This window comes from Variovorax paradoxus EPS (genome assembly GCF_000184745.1).
Taxonomy (GTDB): domain Bacteria; phylum Pseudomonadota; class Gammaproteobacteria; order Burkholderiales; family Burkholderiaceae_C; genus Variovorax; species Variovorax paradoxus_C.
Map to the genome: position 1 here is coordinate 834497 of NC_014931.1, position 16291 is coordinate 850787.

Sequence of the window (16291 nt, forward strand, 5' to 3'; positions counted from 1 at the left end):
TGATACGGGGCCGGCCCCACCGGACGTTGTAGGCGGCGCACGCAGGGCGCATGCAGGAAAAGGGCCAGGAAGGGCCAGGAAGGGCCAGGAAGGCTAGGAATGGCCCGGGCAACGACAATCGCGCGGTGCTGCCTGTATTTCTTGTAACTTTCCCTTTCTTCGCGCTGATCGCGGCCGGCTATGCCGCCGCCCGCGCCCGCCTCCTGCCGCTGGAGGCGATTCCCGGCCTCAACACCTTCGTGCTGTATTTCGCGCTGCCCTGCATGCTGCTGCGCTTCGGTGCCGGCACGCCGATCGCGCAGCTGCTCGACGGCAGCGTGGCACTGATCTGGGGCGCGAGCGCGCTGGCCGTGGTGGCGGGCGTGGTCATGTTCACCCGCAATGCGCGCATCGGCTGGAACGACGCGGCCTTCGGCGCACTGGTGGCGGCCTTTCCGAACACCGGCTTCATGGGTGTGCCGCTCTTGGTGGCGATCCTCGGCGCGCAGGCGGCCGGGCCGATGATCATCACGATCGCGTTCGACCTGGTCGTGACCTCGTCGCTGTGCATTGCGCTGTCGCGGCTCGACGGCGCCGGCGAGGCCGGCAGTGGGGGGCGGCACGGCGCCTCGCAGGCGGCGCGCAAGGCGCTGCGCGGCATCCTGGTCAATCCGATGCCGTGGTCGATCCTGCTGGGCGTGCTCTTGTCGGCCGCGCGCTGGCAGTTGCCGGGTCCTATCGACCGCACCATCGCCATGCTCGCGGATGCGGCCTCGCCGGTGGCGCTCTTCACCATCGGCGCGGTGCTGGCGCGCTCCGCATTGCTGGCACGTGAGCACGTGGCGAGCGCCGCGGTGGCCGAGGCCATGGGAACGGGAAGCGCCGCCATGCCCAAGGCACCGTTGGCCGATGTGCTGCCGGTGGTGGCGGTGAAGCTGCTGCTGCATCCGGTGCTGGTGTGGGCGCTGGGCGCGGGCGCCATCGCGCTGGGGCTGCCGCTCTCGCACGCGGCGTTGGTGGTGATCGTGCTGGTCGCTGCGCTGCCGAGTGCGAGCAATGTGTCGATGCTGGCCGAGCGCTTCGGTGCGGACAACGGCCGCATCGCACGCATCATCCTGTGGACGACGGTGGCGGCGTTCTTCAGTTTTCCGCTGGCGGTCGGGCTGCTGCGCTGAGGCGACGGGCTACGGCGTGAGCACGCCGAGCTTGTACGGATCGGCATCCGAGATGCGCTCGCACTTCGAGAAATCGCGGCCCTGCGTGCCGTCGCAGTAGTAGGCGTTGTAGATGCGGCCGAAGAGGGTGGGGCTCGCGGTGAAGAGGATGCCGTGATCCGGCTGCCAGTTGTCTCTCTCGTCTTTCGTGGGCGGGACACTGGCCTCCACCGGTTTCGCCGTCGCCGTGCCCGCCGTGCTGGCGGTTGGGGGCGTGAAGTCGGCCAGTGTCTTGTGGGCTTCCTCGCCGCGCCAGCGCACGGCCAGCTCGGCCGCCGTGGGGCGCGCGGCCACCGGCAGCAGGATGCCGTTGACCTGGAAGCCATAACCGAATCGATGCGTCTTGCCCGCAAGGAACGCGTACGCGCAGGCGGCCATGCACTGGCCGCGGATCTCGGTGTCGACGCCGCTCGCGCGAATGGCATCGGCAAAGGCGCCCGCCGCATCGGCGGTGCCGCCGGAGAGGTCTTCGAACACCACGGTGCGCACGGTGCCGCTCGCGAGGTGATCGGTGAAGGTCTTGATCGCGCTGCCGTCGAGCATGCCCGACACCACCAGTTCGCGGCCTTGCAATTCGATGTCCGCGGCGGTGGCGGCAACCGGTGTGCCGACCATGCCGGCAACGGCGGCGATGCACGCAAGCGAGAGGACCCAACCAGGAAGAAACGACGGTTTCACGGCGACCTTTGCGTGTGAGCGAGCGAGCTTGCTTGGAACCCGGGGCCCCGCGTCGGTTCGCGGGTTTACTGCGCGTTTACAGCTTGAACAGCCTCATGGCATCGCGTCAACACCTTTTGCAGATTATTTCTGGGTAATCACAGGGCAGGCCGTAAGTCGTAGGCATCGATATGCCTTCAGTTGAATGCTTGAGTTTGCAGATGCGCTGCTAAAGTGGTTCCAGGTCAAAGATGTGAAGACGTGAATAGGGCGCGTGATGGCAATACTGGTTCGCATCCTGCTGTGGGTGGCATGGCTCGCCGGCGTGGGCTGGGTGTGGCACGTCGGTCTGCTGGGCACGGCGGCGTCGATCGCGCTGGCCGCGTTGAGCCTCGTGGTGTTCGCATGGCCGGGCAGCATTGCGCGGCGCCGGCATCACCGCGAGCTGCGCTATGTCGACATGGGCAAGGAGCCCACCGGCCACCACTGATCACTGAGTTCTTGGAATGAACGCGACGTTGTCGGCGTCCTTTCAGGACGCGGTCGGCTGCTGCATGCGCTGGAACTCGTGGCGCTTCATCGTCAAGTAGTCGCTCTTCTCGATCTCGTGAAGCTGCTTGGCGTACTGCTCCGTCGCATCGAACCACGCCCCAAGGCGCTGCTCGAGCTGGCCCGCGGCGGGCGCATCGAGATAACTGTCGATCGCGAGGTAGTAGCGCATGGTGTTGCGCTCCACCACGCCGCGCACGCCGCCGATGTAGCCGCCCTGTCCCGCGGGCGTGAAGCCGACTTTGTCGCTGCCGAGCGTGGCGAGGTAGCCCTTCATCGCGAGCCGCGCCGCCGTGCCGTAGGCATACGCGTAGCGCAGGTGGATCGCCGTCTTGCCGCCATCGGCCGGCGTCGCTTCGAACACGATGCTGTAGTCGCGTGTGGAAAGCGGGCCGGTGTCCGCGCTCAGGCGCACGTTGAGGTAGTTCGCATCCGCCTTGCCGGGCGTGTAGGCGAAGGCGATGGTCTGCGCATCCGACAGCGGCTGGTCGAACTTGCGGCCGATGGCCACCGCGAGCGTGGCGCCGCCGCCCTTCACCGCGCAGTGCTTGGTGTTGAGGTGGAGCATCAGCACTTGGCACCACGCGGCCGGCTCGCGCAGCGTGCCGCTCACACGCGCGAAGGGATGGTCCACCAGCGCATAGACGTCGCCGCTCAATCGATCGGCTGCTTCGCTCGATTCGAGCGCGAGCGGCCGGCGGAAGGCATTGCGTTCCAGTTGCGGCGCGAGCGCCTGCAGCTTCGCGCGCAGCGCGGCGGCGGCTCCGGTATCAGCGGACGGCTGCTGCGCCAGGGCCGGCGCCGATGCGGCCATCAGCGCGATGGCGACGATCGAGAGGCCGGTCCGGCGCGCCACGGAAGCGAGGATGTTGTTCATGCCGGTTCACCTTGGCGCCGCCCGCCGCTGCGCCGTGCAGGACAACCGGCTCAGATGCTGTGCGGATCGACGTCGACCAGCCAGCGGATCACGCCCTTGCCCTCGGGCGTGCGGCGCAACTCGTGCAGCAGCGGCTGCCAGCTCGCCAGCAGGCGCTGCAGCGCGGCGCGCGAGGGGCTTTCGATGAGCATCTGCGCGCGCTCCACATTGGCCACGCGCTGGATCGAAAGCGGCACCGCGGGGTAGCGCGTGACGATGTCGGCGCCCGGCAGCGCCTCGGCCGCATCGGCCGCGATGTTCAGGAAGGCCTGCGCCACCGACTGCTCGCGCGCATCGGCGCGCAGCAGCGCCTGGAACGCGAAGGGCGGCATCGCGGCGGCCTGGCGCTCGTCGAGTTGCTGCTTGGCGAAGGCGGCGTAGTCGTGCTTGCGCAGCGCCATGAAAAGCGGGTGCTGCGAGTGGAAGGTCTGGATCCACATCTCGGCCGTCGCGCCCTGCGCCGCGAGGTAGGCGGCGTCGCGCCCGGCGCGGCCGGCCGACTGCATCAAGAGGCTGAACAGCCGCTCGGGCGCGCGGAAGTCGCTGGAGAACAGCGCGCCATCGGGGTTCACCGCGGCCACCAGCGTGATGCGCCGGAAGTCGTGGCCCTTGGCGATCATCTGCGTGCCGACCAGCACGTCGACTTCGCCCGCGTGCACGGCAGCAAGTTGCGATTCGAGCGCGCCCTGCTTCTTGGTGCTGTCGGCGTCGATGCGCGCGATGCGCACCGCGCTGCCGTCGGGCCGCTTCACCGTAGCGAACAGTTCGGCCAGGTGCTCTTCGAGCCGTTCGGTGCCGCGGCCCACGGGCGCGATGTCGGGGTTGCCGCAGGCCGGGCAGGCGCGCGGCACGCGCTCGGTGAAGCCGCAGTGGTGGCAGCGCAGCGTGCGGTCGATCTTGTGGAACACGCGGTAGGCGCTGCAGTGCGGGCATTCGCTCTTCCAGCCGCAATCGCCGCAGGCCAGCACCGGCGCGTAGCCGCGGCGGTTCAGGAAAATCATGCTCTGCTCGCCGCGCGCGATGCGCTGGCCGATGGCGTCGAGCAGCGCGCCCGAGAGCACGGTTTTCGGCGGCTGCAGGTTCATGTCGACCAGCCGCACCGCGGGCAACTCGCCGGCGCCGATGCGCGATGGCATTTCGAGACGCACATAGCGCCCGCCCGGATCGTCGCCTTCGGCGGGGCGGCTCTGGTGCCAGCTTTCGAGCGAGGGCGTGGCCGAGCCGAGGATCACCTTCGCGCCCTCGCGCTGGCCGCGCCACACGGCAAGGTCGCGCGCGGAATAACGGGCGCCTTCCTGCTGCTTGTAGCTCGGGTCGTGTTCTTCGTCGACCACGATGAGCTTCAGCCCCGGAATCGACGCGAACACCGCCATGCGCGTGCCCAGCACGATGCGGGCGGCGCCGCTGTGCGCCGCGAGCCAGCTCGCCAGCCGCTGCGGATTCGTCATGCCGCTGTGCAGCGACACGACGGCCTCGTCGCCGAAACGGGCCTTGAAGCGCGCTTCGAGCTGCGGCGTGAGGTTGATCTCGGGCACCATCACCAGCGCCTGCGCCTCGGGGTCGCGCGCGAGCAGGTCGGCCACGCAGCGCAGGTAGACCTCGGTCTTGCCGCTGCCGGTGCTGCCGACCAGAAGGAAGGTGCCGCTCTCCGCCTCGATGCGGGCCAGCGCCGCCGTCTGTTCCGGGCTCAACGCAATCAGGTTGGCGGCTTCGGCCGTCTGGGCGACTGGGCCGGTCGTCGTCTTGCGCTTGAGGCGGCGCGCGAGCTGGGTCGTCGTCAGGTCGCGCAGTTGCGGCGGCAGGGCGGCCAGGGCGATCTCGCCGATCGAGCGCTGGTAGTAGCGCGCGGCAAAGGCCACGAGGTCGCGCCAGGCCTCGCCGAGCGGCGCCAGCGCGTCGAGCGCGGCGCCCACGGGCTTGAGGGCCATGTCGGGCTCGGCCCCCGTTCCTGCCAGCGAGATGGGCTCGTTCCAGACCACGCCCAGCACCTCGCGCCGGCCCAGCGGCACCCGCACCAGCGTGCCCGGCACGAGCGGCGCGGCACCGGCGTAGCTCAGCAGGTCGCCGAGCGCGGCGTGCGCCGGCGTCTGCACCGCGATATCGAGACGCCACGCCAGACCCGCCGGCGCGCTGTCAGGCGGCGGCGGAGCGGAGTTACCCGCGGTCGGGGCGTCCGTTTCGGGGGTGGAGCTGGCTGTGGAGATGGGGGGACCTTGTTGGCGACGGTTGTTAATGCGACTTTGAGCAAATCCACTTAAGTCGTTGATTTTTCAGTGCTTTGCCCGCCATCCAGAGTTTCTGTGGATAACTTTGTTGACAACAAGGCTCGACACGCTGGCGGGCCTTGAAAATCAAGGCTCTCGCTGGATTGCCCCAAAAAAAAGCAAAGTTCAAATCCTATGTAAATCAACAACTTACGCGTGCTATTGGTTTGGGAGCAAAGAAGGCGGTGCCTCAGATGATCTTGCGCAGTGCAACACGCGTTTTGTGCATAAGTCTGGCCCCCTAGACCGTTTTTGGGCTTGACAAACGGATTCGGAGCGGTTTTCCTGGGGGCCATCCCGCGCGTTCGCGTGACCTGCCCCGGCGTGACAGTTTCAACCGCGCAGGGCGCACGACTGCGTGTGAACCGCTTCGACCAGCGCCGCCACGTGGTCGGGCGGCGTGAACTGGCTGATGCCGTGGCCCAGGTTGAAGATGTGCGTCGGCCCTGGCGCGTTGCGGTCTGCGTGCGGCTTGCCGAAAGCCCGCAGCACCTTGGCCACCTCGGCCTCGATCTGCGCGGGCGGCGCGAACAGCACGTTCGGGTCGATGTTGCCCTGCAGCGCCTTGGCCTTGCCATCTGAGCCTTCGGCGATCTGGAGGCGCGCGGTGGCGAGGTTCACGGTCCAGTCCACGCCGAGCACTTCGCAGTCGAGCGCACGCATGGCGTCGAGCCAGAGGCCGCCGCCCTTGGTGAACACGATGCGCGGCACGGGCTGGCCATCGGCGCCGGTGCGCTTCAAGGCCGCGAGCACGCGTGCGGTGTAGGCGAGGCTGAATTCCTGGAAGGCGCCGTCGGCCAGCACGCCGCCCCAGCTGTCGAAGATCATCACGGCCTGCGCGCCGGCGTCGATCTGCGCATTGAGGTAGGTGGCCACCGAATCGGCGTTGACCGCGAGCACGCGGTGCATCAGGTCGGGGCGGCCGTAGAGCATGCTTTTCACGAGCCGGTAGTCGCTGGAGCCCGCGCCTTCGACCATGTAGCAGGCCAGCGTCCACGGGCTGCCCGAAAAGCCGATCAGCGGCACCCGGCCGTCGAGCGCCTTGCGGATCGAGGCCACGGCGCTGAACACATAGCGCAGCTTTTCCATGTCGGGCACTTCGAGCGCGGCGACGCCCGCTTCGTCGCGCACCGGGCGGGCAAAGCGCGGGCCTTCGCCGGCCTCGAACGACAGTCCCAGGCCCATGGCGTCGGGCACGGTGAGGATGTCGGAGAAAAGAATGGCGGCGTCCAGCGGATAGCGCGCGAGCGGCTGCAGTGTGACTTCGGTGGCGTAGTCGGTGTTGGTCGCCAGCCCCATGAAGCTGCCGGCCTTGGCGCGCGTGGCGACGTACTCCGGGAGGTAGCGACCGGCCTGGCGCATGAGCCAGACGGGCGTGTGATCGGTGGCCTGGCGCCAGCAGGCTCGCAGGAAAGTGTCGTTTTGCAATGGGGCGAAAGGCATTTCCCAATTGTCGCAGGGGCCCGCGCCCGCGGACGGGACCCCGTTCACACCTTCTCAGACCACCGGCACGCGCCGCGCATCGGCGGGGCTCACGTTGCGCCGGTAGAGCACGAGTGTGGCGATCAGCCCGCAGATGGCGGCGGTCGTCATCCACAGGCCCGGCGCGCCCTTGTCGCCGGTCATCTCGATGAGCCCGGTCGCAATCGCCGGCGTGAACCCGCCGAACAGCGCCGTCGCCAGGCTGTAGGCCAGCGAAAAGCCCGCTGTGCGCACGTTCACCGGCATCACCTCGGTGAGCGCCACCACCATCGCGCCGTTGTAGCTCGCATAGAGGAACGAGAGCCACAGCTCCACTTCGAGCATGCGCGCGAAACTCGGCGCGCCGACCAGCCACTTGAGCGACGGGTACGCGGTGAGGATGGTCAGCACGGTGAACAAAATCAGCAGCGGCTTGCGCCCCACGCGGTCCGACAGCGCGCCCATGATCGGCAGCCAGATGAAGTTCGAAATCGCCACGCACAGGGTGACGATGAGCGCATCGGTCGTGCTCAGGTGCAGCACCGACTTGCCGAAGGTCGGCGTGTAGACCGTGATCAGGTAGAACGACACGGTGGTCATCGACACCAGCATCATCCCGGCGACCACGAGGCCCCAGTTGGCGACCATCGACTGGAAGATTTCGCGCGCATCGGGGCGGTGCTTGCGCGCCATGAACTCCTCGGTTTCCTGCAGCGAGCGGCGAATGATGAACAGCACCGGCACGATCAGGCAGCCGACGAAGAAGGGCACGCGCCAGTAGAAGTCGCCGATCTCCTGCGAGGTGAAGGTCACGTTGAGCCAGTAGCCGAGCGCCGCCGCCACCACGATGGCGACCTGCTGGCTCGCCGACTGCCAACTCACGTAGAAGCCCTTGCGGCCCGGCGTGGCCATCTCCGAGAGGTACACCGACACGCCGCCCAGCTCCACGCCCGCCGAAAAGCCCTGCAGCAGCCGGCCGATGAGCACCAGCAGCGGCGCGATGACGCCGATGGTCGCATAGGCCGGCACGCAGGCGATGAGCAGCGTGCCGAGCGCCATCAACGCGAGCGTGACGATGAGGCCCTTGCGGCGGCCGACGCGGTCGACATACGCGCCCAGGAAAATCGCGCCCAGCGGACGCATCAGGAAGCCCGCGCCGAAGGTCATGAAGGTGAGCATCAGCGAGGCAAACTCGTTGCCCGCGGGGAAGAACGCCTTCGAGATCTGCGTGGCGTAGAAGCCGAACAAAAAGAAGTCGAACATCTCCATGAAGTTGCCGCCGGTCACGCGCAGGACGGTGGCGAATTTCGAGGAAGAAGCCGTGGTGGAAGAAGGGCGGGCGGCCGCGCCTTGTTGCGCAGCGAAGGGCGCAGGATTCATCTTGTTGTCCCCTTGGGCGATGTGTGTTCGCCAAGAGTAGGCCGGGCTCCCCGACCGCTACCTGACGCCGCGGGTCAGGTAGCTGTCACTCGAAGAGTGACGGTGTGCGCTTGTGCGCGCGTCAGGCTTTGTACTTGATCGAGCAGCCGTAGGGCCGCGTCGTGCTCGCAGAGATCGGCTTGCCGCCGAAGGCTTCGCCCAGTGCCTGGTTCACGTAGTTGGTGGCGGTCTTGATGTCGTCCGCGCGCGCCGAGGCGATGCTGTCGATGCCGCCCGCATACACCAGCGTGCCCTTCGGGTCGATGATGAAGATGTGCGGCGTGGTGCGCGCGCCGTAGACCTGGCCGATGACGCCGTCTTCGTCCATCAGCACCGCGGTGGGCGCGGCCGATTGCGACTTCATCCAGGCATCGAGCGCGTCGGCCTTCAGGTAGTCGCTCGCGGCGCGTTCGGTGGAGTTGATGGCCAGCCACACCACGCCCTTGTCGGTGGCGGCCTTCTGCGTGGCGGGCATGTTGCCGCTGCCGTAGTGCTTGCGCACGAAGGGGCAGCCGGGGTTGGTCCATTCGAGCACGACGAACTTGCCGGCGAAGTCCGAGAGCTTGTGCTTGGCGCCGGTGGTGTCGACGGCGACGAAGTCGGGCGCCTTCTGGCCCACGGCCGGTGCGGCGAAGGCGTTGGTGCCCATCAGGAAGGCACCGCCGAGCGCGACTGCGGCGGCGACGACGGCACGGCGGGAGGCTCGGCTCAGGGCGGCGCGGGCATGGCGCGCGGCACGAAGGGAACGCGAGTCGGAGGTTGGCGAAAAAGACATGGCCAGCGTGAGCTCCATTAGAAAATTCCAAACGACAACTGCAGCTTAGAACCGTTTCTTCAAGTGCATGTGACAACCCATGTCACGCAGGTGGTCAAAGCGCGGCAAGTGCGGCGCGGACCTCGTCTTTACCCAAAATTTCGGTCAGCACGACAGGGGCCTTGCCCGGCGCCTGCAGCACATAGACCGGCACGCCGCTGCGGCCGAGCGCGGTGAGCGCGGCGGTGATGGCGGGGTCGCGGCGGGTCCAGTCGGCACGCAGCATCGCGACCTTCTTGGCATCGAAATCGGCCAGCACCTCGGCATCGGCCAGCGTGCGCTTCTTGTTGTACTGGCAGGTCACGCACCAGGCGGCGGTGAAGTCGATGAACACCGGCTGCCCGGCGCCCGAGAGCTCGCTCACGCGCTCGGCTGACCAGGGCTGCCAGCGCTGCTCGGCGGTGCCGGCCGCGGCCAGTTTGGCAGGCTCGACGACTTGCAGGATGTTGCGGCCGATGGCGCCGGTCAGCACCGCGGTGAAGGCGACCAGCACGGTGGCGATCACCAGCCGCGTGCGGCCGCGGAGCGTGAACGCCCAGACGATGGCGGCCAGGCACACCAGGAGCGCGAGCAGCGTGCCCGCGCCGTCGATGCCGCTTTGCTGGCCGAGGATCCAGACCAGCCAGGCCACGGTGGCGAACATCGGAAAGGCGAGCAGGCGGCGCAGCGTGCCCATCCACGGACCCGGCTTGGGCAGCAGGTAGGCGATGGCGGGCACGAAGCCGGCCACGAGGTAGGGCAGGGCGAGGCCGAGGCCCAGCGCCGCGAACAGCAGCAGCGCCTGCGCGGCCGGCAGCCCGATCGCGAAGCCGAGCGATACGCCCATGAAAGGCGCGGTGCAGGGCGAGGCGATCACCACGGCGAGCACGCCCGAGAGGAAGTCGTTGGCCAGCGGATGCTTGGCCTGCGCGCTGCAGACCGAGGACGGTGCCGCGCGGCCGAACTCGAACACGCCCACGAGGTTGAGGCCGATCAGCGTGAAGAGCCCCGCCAGCACCGCCACCACGCCCGGCGACTGCAGCTGGAAGCCCCAACCGAGTTGCGCACCCGCCGCGCGTAGCGCGAGCATCGCGCCGCCGAGCGCGAGGAACGACAGCATCACGCCGCCCGTGTACGCGAGGCCCGCCTTGCGGTGCGCACTGGCGTTGCCCGCCTGCCGCGCGAAGCCCAGCACCTTGATCGCAAGGATCGGGAACACGCAGGGCATCAGGTTCAGCAACAGGCCGCCGAGCAGCGCGCCCAGCAAGGCCATCACGAAGGTGCCGGTGGGTTGGGCGGGCAGTTCGGCGGGCGATGCCGATGCGGCCGCGTTGGCGGCATTGGCGGTGAGTGCGGTCTGCAGTGCGGGCGACACCTCGGCGCGCACCGGCGTGGCGACGGCGGGCCAGGTGCCCGCGACCGGTGCTTCCGCGCGCCACGCGATCGGCTGGCCCGGCTGGCGATCGGCCTCGGCGAGCGCGACCACCACCGGCATCACCGTGGGGCTCGCGCTGCGCTGGTCGGCCAGCGGCATCGTCGCGGTCCAGGTGTCGCCTTGCCAGCTTTGCGTCCAGTCCTTGCCGGAGACGGCCGCGGTGCGGATCACCTCGGGGGTCTCGGGGAAGAAGGCCAGCGTCTTGCCCTGCACGGCGGCCGGCAGGCCTTCGAGCTTCACTTGCAGGTTGTTGCCATTGACCTCGATGCCGCCCGGTTTGGCCAGCGGCTGGGGCTGGGCGGCCTGTGCGGCGTCGAACTCGGCCTTGTGCAGCGCGGTCGAGCCCTGCAGCGGCAGAGAGAGGGTGAACTCGCCCTCTTCGGGGATGCACTCCTTGCGGCAGACCAGCCAGGAGGCCTTGAGCTTCACGTCCATCGCGGGCGTGCCGCCTGCGAGCGCCATCGGCGGCTTGTAGAGCGTCGACACCTCCAGCGGCACCGGCAGCAGCACGGTGTTCTCGTAGCCGTAGTTGGCGAGGTTGCCGACCGGAATCTTCTCAGGCACCGGCCAGGCGATCTCGCCGGTGGAGACGCCGGCGGGCAGCGTCCAGGTCAGCTCGGTGGGAAGGCCCGAATCACCGGCGTTCTTCCAGTAGGTGTGCCACTCGGGCTGGTGCGTGATCTGCAGGCCGACCCAGGCCTGTGCGCCGGGCGCCACGCCATCGGGCGCATGCGCGACCAGTTCGGCGCGCACGTGGGGGGTGGTGACGACGGCCCCGGTCTTGGAAGCCAGTTGCGCCGCCGCCGGCATGCTGGCTGCGGAGATTGCTATCAGAAGCGTAGCGAAATGGATGCGCGAGAGGATCATGCCGTCAGTCGGAGCAATTGGGCAGGGCTAAGTTCCGGGGGCGTCAGGCTGCCGCGGCCGCCCAGCCCAGCACCACGCGCCGGCTGTTGGCGCTCTTCTTCTCGATCTTGGTGACGACCACGGTCCCGATCTCGGCGGTGTTCGCAACATGCGTGCCGCCGCAGGGCTGGAAGTCGATCTGCGTTTCACCCTCGCCGCCGATGCGGATGGTGCGCACCGTGCCCGTGCCGCGCGGCGGCTGCACGCTCATGCTCTTGACCAGCGCCGGGTTGGCATCGAGCTCCTCGTCGCTGATGGCGCCCACGGTCAGCGGGTGCGCCGCCTCGACCAGCCGGGCGAGGCCGGCGGTGAGCGCTTCCTTGTCGAGCGGATCGGTCATGTGGAAATCGATGCGCGCGTAGTCGGGCGTGATCGAGCAGCCGTTCACCGGCACCGGCACCAAGTGGCACAGCAGGTGGGAGGCGGTGTGGAAGCGCATCAGCCGGTGCCGGCGCTCCCAATCGAGGCGGGCGGTGACGGTGTCGCCGGGCTTCAGCGCGGCCAGCAGCTCGGCTTGATCCGGGGCCGGCACGTGGACGAATTCGTTGGTCGGCTGGCCTTCTTCGTTCTTGGCCTTGCGGGTGTCGGCGATGGCGACTTCGCGGCCGTCGGCCAAGGCCAGCACGCCGGCGTCTCCCGCCTGCCCGCCGCCCAGCGGATAGAACACCGTGCGGTCCAGCACGATGCCGGCTTCGTCGATGCGCAGGATGCGGGCTTCGCAGGTGCGCAGGTAGGCGTCGGCACGGAACAGGTCGTCGGTCATCCGGCGATGGTAGCGGCGATGCGCGATTGGGGTGCGCCCACGCCAGAAAGCGCCCACGACCGACAGCCCCGGGGTGGGCGGCCCATGGATGATCCGCCCGGTATGCGGCCTCCGCCGCGAAGGATCACGCATGAAAGCTCCGCAGCAAGCACCCACCCGCATCGTCCGCGCATCGCAGATATCCGCCCTGGCCGTCGTCACTGCCCTGCTGGTGGCCGGCTGCGGCGAGGCCGCCAAGCTGGCGCCCGAGGTCACGACCGGCCCCCGCCCGCAGTTGACCGAGCCGAACAAGACGCTGATTCCCACCGTGAACGTCGCGACCGCCATCGGCTGGACCGACGCCGCCGCGCCCACCCCGGCCGAAGGCCTGCGCGTGACGGCATTGGCCCGCGGCCTGGACCACCCGCGCTGGGTCTACACCCTGCCCAACGGCGACGTGCTGGTGGCCGAGAGCAACAAGCCGCCCAAGCCCGGCGGCAGCAGCGACGGCGGCAGCGGCCCGGTCGCCAAGATCCGCAACTGGGTCATGGGCAAGGTCATGGCCCGCGCCGGTGCCGGCGTGCCCAGCCCGAATCGCATCACCTTGCTGCGCGATGCCGACGGCGACGGCGTGGCCGAGGTCAAGCAGGTCTTCATGACCAACCTGATGTCGCCCTACGGCATGGCGCTGGTGGGCAACGAGCTCTTCATCGCGAATGCGGACGCGCTCGTGAAGGTGCCCTACACCGAAGGCGAGACATCGGTGAAGGCCAACCCGACGCTGGTGACGCAACTGCCCGCGGGCATCAACCACCACTGGACCAAGAACGTGATCGCCAATGCCGACGGCACCAAGCTCTACGTGACCGTCGGCTCCAACAGCAACATCGGCGAGAACGGCCTCGCCGCCGAGGAGGGCCGCGCCGCGATCTGGGAGGTCGATGCGAAGACCGGCGAGAAGCGCCTCTTCGCGAGTGGCCTGCGCAACCCCAACGGCATGGGCTGGGACCCCGACACCAACGTGCTGTGGACCGTGGTGAACGAGCGCGACGAGATCGGCAGCGACCTCGTGCCCGACTACCTCACCTCAGTAAAGGAGGGCGCGTTCTACGGCTGGCCCTGGACCTACTACGGCGGCATCGTCGATGCCCGCGTGACCCCGCAGAACCCCGAGATGGCGGCCAAGGCCATCGCACCCGACTACGCGCTCGGCTCGCACGTCGCGCCGCTCGGCATGACGTTCTCGCACGCGCGCGGCATGCCGCCGGAGTTCGCGAGCGGCGTCTTCATCGGCGAGCACGGCTCGTGGAACCGCAAGCCCAAGTCGGGCTACAAGGTGGTGTTCGTGCCCTTCATCGGCGGCAAGCCGAGCGGGCCGCCGGTGGACATCCTCACCGGCTTCCTTACGGCCGACGAGAAGGCGCAGGGCCGGCCGGTGGGCGTGGCGCTCGACAAGAGCGGCGCGCTGCTGGTGGCGGACGACGTGGGCAACGCGGTGTGGCGCGTGTCGCGGGCCAAGCCGCAGTAACCGGCGGGTTTTTTCAGCGCTGCGGCCGGGCGATCCGGTAGAGCCGGTGCCGGCGCAGGGGGTGGCCTTCGGGCACCGCCGGATGGTCGAACGCGCCGGCCACGTCTTCGTGCATGCCGACGCGTTCCATCACCGCGGCCGAGCGCAGGTTGCCGACCGCGGTGAAGGCGACGATCTCGTCGAAGCCGAGCCGCTCGAAGCCGACCTGCAACGCGCCGCGCGCGGCCTCGGTCGCGAAGCCCTGGCCCCACGCGTGGCGCGCAAGGCGCCAGCCGATCTCGACACATGGCGAAAACGGCAGCGTGGCCAGCGGTACGTTCAGCCCGGTGAAGCCGATGAATTCACCTGTGGCCTTGTGCTCGACCGCCCAGAAGCCCCAGCCGTTCTCGGCGATGCGGGTTCTGCCGCGCTCGACCATCGCATCGCTGTCGGCGCGCGTGGGCAAAGGCAGCAGGAATTCCATCACCTGGGGGTCGGCCGCCATGTCGGCGAAGGGGGCGCAATCGCTCTCGCGCCACTGGCGCAGGCGAAGGCGGGCGGTGTCGAATTCGATCAGGGGAGCGGTCATGCGGCAATTGTGAATCAGCGTAGTTTCATCATGTTGTGATGTAATTCGGGCTGCTCCGAACTCCCCTTGCGACACCGGCATCGACGCCGGACCCCGTCGCGCCACACCCCGCCATGACCCCAGCCTCCCACCCGCCGCGCGGCGATTTCGCGCTCAACGCGCGCCTGCTGCGCATCACCGCCATGGCGATCGTCATCGGCGCCATCAGCACCGTGGCCGCGCGCGTGCTGCTCGACCTGATCCGCTTCTTCACGAATCTCTTTTTCTTCCAGACCTTCTCGCTGGCCGACCGCTCGCCGGCGGAACACACGCTGGGCGCCTGGGTCATCGTGGTGCCGGTGATCGGCGGGCTCATCGTGGGCCTGGTCGCGCGCTACGGCTCCGACAAGATCCGCGGCCACGGCATCCCCGAGGCCATCGAGGCGATCCTGTTCGGCAAAAGCAAGATGTCGCCGAAGGTCGCGGTGCTCAAGCCGCTGTCCTCGGGCATCGTGATCGGAAGCGGTGGGCCGTTCGGCGCCGAGGGGCCGATCATCATGACGGGCGGCGCCATCGGCTCGCTGATCGCGCAGTACTTCCACCTCACGGCTGCCGAGCGCAAGGCGCTGCTGGTGGCGGGCGCCACCGCCGGCATGACTGCCGTGTTCGGAACGCCGGTGGCCGCCGTGCTGCTGGCGGTCGAACTGCTGCTGTTCGAGCTGCGCCCGCGCAGCTTGCTGCCGGTGGCCGTGGCCTGCGCGGTCGCGGGCTTCACGCGGCCGCTCTTGATGGACGCGGGCCCGCTGTTCCCGTTGCAGACCGCTGTGCCCGGCCCGCTCGCGATGCTCTCCTGCATCGTCGCCGGCCTTCTGTGCGGCGTGCTCTCGGCTTCGCTCTCGATCTCGCTCTACAAGGTGGAAGACCTCTTCGGCAAGCTGCCGATCCACTGGATGTGGTGGCCGGCCATCGGCGGTCTCGCGGTAGGCATCGGCGGCTACTTCGAACCGCGTGCGCTGGGCGTGGGCTACGACGTCATCGGCGACCTGCTGCACAACCACCTCGCGCTCGGCGTGGTGGCCGCGCTGCTCGCGGTGAAGGCAATCATTTGGATCATCTCGCTCGGCTCGGGCACCTCGGGCGGCGTGCTCGCACCGCTCCTGATGATGGGCGCAGGCCTCGGCGTGGTGCTCTCGCACGTGCTGCCCGGCAACGACCCGATTCTGTGGCCGCTGGTCTGCATGGCCGCCACGCTCGGCGGCGTGATGCGCGCGCCGCTCACCGCCACCATCTTCGCCTTCGGGCTCACGCACGACAGCAATGCGCTGCTGCCGCTCTTGACCACCTCTGCCGTGGCCTACGGCTTCACTGTGCTCACGATGCGCCGCTCGATCCTCACCGAGAAGATCGCGCGCCGCGGCTATCACATCTACCGCGAATACGGCATCGACCCGCTGGAGCGCCACTCGGTCGAGGAAGTGATGACGCGCGAGGTGCGCAGCATCGATGCGGCGCTGCCCGTGGCCGAGGCGCTCGCGCAGTACTTCGGCGAAGGCCAGATGCACCGCGCGTACCCGGTGCTGCGCGGCAACGCGGTGATCGGCATGGCCGACCGCGCGATGCTCGCGGCGTTCAGCGTCGGCACCGTGGGCGATGCCTGCGAAGGTTCGGCGCCGCTGTTCGCGCTCGCGGGTGAAAACTGCCGCGTGGTGGCCACGCGCCTCGCGCGCCACCGGCTCGAGCGGCTGCCGGTCGTGAAAGATGCACAGTCGCTCGCGCTGGTCGGACTCGTCGCGCGCAGCGACCTCATCAAGCCTTCGCTCGCGCACTTCGATGAGGAAGAAAAGCGCGAGCGAATGCGCGGCCTGCCCTGGCAGGCCTAGA

At 68.7% G+C, this 16291-nt stretch carries 13 protein-coding genes; 4 read left to right on the forward strand and 9 right to left on the reverse strand.

The annotated features are described in order from the left end of the window. Nucleotides 1–125: 125 nt before the first annotated feature. Nucleotides 126–1154, forward strand: a complete 1029-nt coding sequence (locus VARPA_RS03695; RefSeq protein ID WP_041942764.1) for an AEC family transporter — start codon at nt 126–128, stop codon at nt 1152–1154. A 9-nt stretch (nt 1155–1163) separates the two neighbouring features. Here the strand turns inward: VARPA_RS03695 and VARPA_RS03700 are convergent, their stop codons facing one another. Then, nucleotides 1164–1808, reverse strand: a complete 645-nt coding sequence (locus tag VARPA_RS03700) for a hypothetical protein (RefSeq protein WP_013539205.1) — start codon at nt 1806–1808, stop codon at nt 1164–1166. 319 nt (nt 1809–2127) lie between these two features. On the opposite strand from VARPA_RS03700, the gene VARPA_RS03705 reads away from it, so the two are divergent. Then, a complete protein-coding gene (locus VARPA_RS03705) occupies nt 2128–2340 on the forward strand; it encodes a hypothetical protein (protein WP_013539206.1) in 213 nt (70 codons plus the stop codon). 42 nt (nt 2341–2382) lie between these two features. Here the strand turns inward: VARPA_RS03705 and VARPA_RS03710 are convergent, their stop codons facing one another. From VARPA_RS03710 to VARPA_RS03740, 7 genes are all read right to left on the reverse strand, one after another. Further along, the gene (locus VARPA_RS03710) at nt 2383–3276 is read right to left on the reverse strand and encodes a hypothetical protein (protein WP_013539207.1); all 894 of its coding nucleotides are present in this window, start codon (nt 3274–3276) and stop codon (nt 2383–2385) included. Between the two features lie 50 nt (nt 3277–3326). After that, entirely contained in the window at nt 3327–5408 is a 2082-nt protein-coding gene (gene priA, locus VARPA_RS03715; RefSeq protein WP_013539208.1) for a replication restart helicase PriA, read from the reverse strand. A 504-nt stretch (nt 5409–5912) separates the two neighbouring features. Next, the gene (hemE, locus tag VARPA_RS03720; RefSeq protein ID WP_013539209.1) at nt 5913–7022 is read right to left on the reverse strand and encodes a uroporphyrinogen decarboxylase; all 1110 of its coding nucleotides are present in this window, start codon (nt 7020–7022) and stop codon (nt 5913–5915) included. A gap of 54 nt (nt 7023–7076) precedes the next feature. Then, the gene (locus VARPA_RS03725) at nt 7077–8420 is read right to left on the reverse strand and encodes an MFS transporter (RefSeq protein WP_013539210.1); all 1344 of its coding nucleotides are present in this window, start codon (nt 8418–8420) and stop codon (nt 7077–7079) included. A gap of 121 nt (nt 8421–8541) precedes the next feature. Continuing rightward, complete coding sequence (locus tag VARPA_RS03730) at nt 8542–9234, reverse strand: redoxin domain-containing protein (RefSeq protein WP_234974934.1); 693 nt, start codon at nt 9232–9234, stop codon at nt 8542–8544. A gap of 94 nt (nt 9235–9328) precedes the next feature. Beyond that, nucleotides 9329–11554, reverse strand: coding sequence for a protein-disulfide reductase DsbD family protein (locus VARPA_RS03735; RefSeq protein ID WP_013539212.1), 2226 nt, complete (start codon nt 11552–11554; stop codon nt 9329–9331). A gap of 43 nt (nt 11555–11597) precedes the next feature. Beyond that, on the reverse strand, nt 11598–12356 hold the full coding sequence (locus tag VARPA_RS03740; RefSeq protein WP_013539213.1) for an alanyl-tRNA editing protein: 759 nt from the start codon (nt 12354–12356) through the stop codon (nt 11598–11600). Nucleotides 12357–12486: 130 nt separating this feature from the next. On the opposite strand from VARPA_RS03740, the gene VARPA_RS03745 reads away from it, so the two are divergent. Then, the gene (locus VARPA_RS03745) at nt 12487–13863 is read left to right on the forward strand and encodes a PQQ-dependent sugar dehydrogenase (RefSeq protein WP_013539214.1); all 1377 of its coding nucleotides are present in this window, start codon (nt 12487–12489) and stop codon (nt 13861–13863) included. A 13-nt stretch (nt 13864–13876) separates the two neighbouring features. Here the strand turns inward: VARPA_RS03745 and VARPA_RS03750 are convergent, their stop codons facing one another. Then, nucleotides 13877–14431, reverse strand: coding sequence for a GNAT family N-acetyltransferase (locus VARPA_RS03750; RefSeq protein ID WP_013539215.1), 555 nt, complete (start codon nt 14429–14431; stop codon nt 13877–13879). A gap of 113 nt (nt 14432–14544) precedes the next feature. Here VARPA_RS03750 and VARPA_RS03755 point away from each other — a divergent pair, with 113 nt between their 5' ends. Continuing rightward, entirely contained in the window at nt 14545–16290 is a 1746-nt protein-coding gene (locus VARPA_RS03755) for a chloride channel protein (RefSeq protein ID WP_013539216.1), read from the forward strand. The last annotated feature ends 1 nt before the right edge of the window (nt 16291 follow it).